The sequence below is a fragment of the Thermoplasma sp. genome (assembly GCF_008709555.1).
Taxonomy (GTDB): Archaea; Thermoplasmatota; Thermoplasmata; order Thermoplasmatales; family Thermoplasmataceae; genus Thermoplasma.
The window spans coordinates 4367-7039 of record NZ_VYIJ01000033.1 but is presented as its reverse complement, the minus strand read 5'-3'; the positions used below and the strand labels follow the sequence as shown (position 1 = coordinate 7039).

1 protein-coding gene and 1 pseudogene are annotated in these 2673 nt (G+C 50.5%); both read left to right on the top strand.

Annotated features, from left to right (window positions below; genetic code table 11):
- Positions 1-371: pseudogene (locus F6Q11_RS07410) on the top strand (MFS transporter); the annotation flags it as partial.
- A gap of 113 nt (positions 372-484) precedes the next feature.
- Positions 485-2673 (top strand): thermopsin (locus F6Q11_RS07405; protein ID WP_297027933.1); only part of this gene is annotated, 2189 nt, incomplete at its 3' end.

The window sequence follows — 2673 nt, the reverse complement described above, 5'->3', positions numbered from 1 at the left end:
CGATGACGCTCATACCGGTTTATCTGTTCGTGGCCGGTTTCGGCGGTTCGCTCTTCTGGGCCCCATCAACCACCATGGTCGTCGATGCAGCGGGGCCCAAGTTCAGAGGCATAGCCAACAGCTCGCTCTTCACACTGAGGAACATGTCGCTGATACTGGGCATATCGGTGTTTCCCATATTCGTGTCGGCCTTCTCGCACGTCAAGTCCTCATCGATCATAATAACCGCGTTCGGGGCCAACCTTGATGCCAGCACCTCATATTACCTGATCGCGGTATCGATCCTGTCAGTCCTTGCAATAATCCCAATTGCCGGGTTCCTGAAGTCTCGAGGAGAATCTGCAGCATCAAAAGTGGAGAATCCTGGATGAAAATCCGCCATATAGATCAGAGAATCCGGCATGGAGAATCAGTCACACAAAATGCTGAAATAAAACCTTTTTTACCTTAACAAAAATAATTTAAACGACTGTTCCATGGTTTCATGATCACAAATATCATTAAAGGTTCTGTGATAATTGTTACAGCGATCTTTGTCGCCACTCTCCTTTTTTCCATATCGGCGACATCGGCCCAGCTCCCTTCTCACGGACCTGCCGTCTCCGCGTCCGTGAACACCGCACAGCAATCCTCCATGTACCGTAGCGTCATGCAGAAGATAGAATCAAATGGCATAAGCCCGAGGTATGTGTACCTGCCTAACTTCAATGCACAGAAGATGGTGCACTCTGGAAACGAAGTCTCGCCAACTTACGCAACAACTCCAGCTCCAATGGGCATAGGCGATATAGGCCTTAAGTACGTGAACGGGCAGACCGTACCATATGAGATGAACTTCACAAGCACCGAGGCCAGCGTCACGGTGAACAACCTCAGCGACTTCTACCTGCTCAACGACGGCCCGCACTCCGTTACGATACAGCTGAACTCCGTTCTCACAAACGTGTCAATACTCGGCAACTCCTCCTACTCATTCTGGACACAGAACGTCGTCTTCTATTCAGCCAGGACTCACCAGCTAACGTTAATAGACAATGTGTGGAACTTCTCGAGCCCGGAATTTTACATGAGCCCCAATGCCCTTCATGGTGATGGCACGCTTGTGTCGGGGGTTTACTACTACGACATCGGCCCGACATTCACCGTCAGCTACCCGTTCACCATCGACCTATATCTCAATTCCACGGTGATAAATGGCAATTCTGCGGTGTATTTCAACTACAGCGTTTTCTCTGCGGGAAGGGCGTATACCGGAAGCTATGACATGGTCATATTCAACTCCACTTACGGCCACCCAGGCTACACTGCTCCGAAGCCTGAATACCAGATAGATGGCTATGGCTACGATGCCACTGGTTATCTGATAAACGACGCTGAGGTCATGATCGGCGGTCCTGGAGGAGGTAGCACAACCTCCATATACAGCATCAATGCGACCATGCACCTGTACTACTTGAATTCCACAACTGGCACGTACCAGACGGTGCCCTCGGCCTTCGACATTGCTGCGGATACGGGTGAAACAAGCGAGGGAGCTGCGTTATCATGGTATCACGGATCTGATGGATACTATGCCAGGCTGACGGCAGGACCTTCCTTCATATACGGAATGTGGAACATGAGCCCTGTGACGAGCATGGAACAATTCTCAGGAAGTATAAGCCCAAGTAACGCGTTCATCTTCGCATCTCCGGGCGCGATGAACCTCAGCGATGCGGCATGGATACCGACCTCATTATCGGGGCATTTCAGCTTCATACTGCCTGCTGGTACCTACGCATATGAGGCCCTGATGAGCTACTATGCGCCGGCATCGGGCAATCTCGGATCCGGTATGACCATAGATCTGGTTAAGGATCCGGCAATGGGCATATACACGCCCCTCTTCGCCATGGACAACCAGCAGCTGGCCAATATATCGATTTCTGGAAACGGATCCCCATCGAATCCATACCTCGTCGAGAACCAGCAGTACATGCCCGTGAACCCGCTTTTCGATGAATTCAACGATTTCCTGTTTCCGGTATTCCCCGGAGTGGTAATAGCGAATACCAATGCATCCGTCAATCTGATCTCGATGCCGTCATTCTACATGCAGTACGCTGGATACCAGGCGGAGGTTCTGAGGGCTCTCCACCTGCCAACGTACAACTATCTGCCGTTAGAATTCTACAACACCTCGAACCTATCGCTCTGGGGCGACCAGTTCATATCAGGTTGGTTTGCATATTTCCTCAGTGGATTCCCTGATGCAAATGTCATACTCTGGAACTCGACGCATGATCTGATAGGTTCGAACACCTTCTACTCCATGGATTCATCGCTGCTCGTTTTCGGTGGATCTGACAACGTGATATGGGGTAACCACTTCCTGCAGAGTCCAATAACCAGGACGAAGGGGTTCGAATACATCAATACCAATGGCGCTCCATTCGGAGTTTCGATGTACAGCAGTGGTAACCTTGTCTACAACAACGAGTTCAAGGTCTATGTGACAGCATACAGCCCTAATTACAGCATCTACACGGGACTTGCTGCCCTGTACATCGACGAGTGGAACATAAGCCTGCAGCCGGCATTCATAGCGCACAGCTTCAATGGCTTCACGCTGTCAGGAAGCATAATAGGCACATTCTACCAGGGCGGGAACTACTGGTGGAATTTCAACGGTAC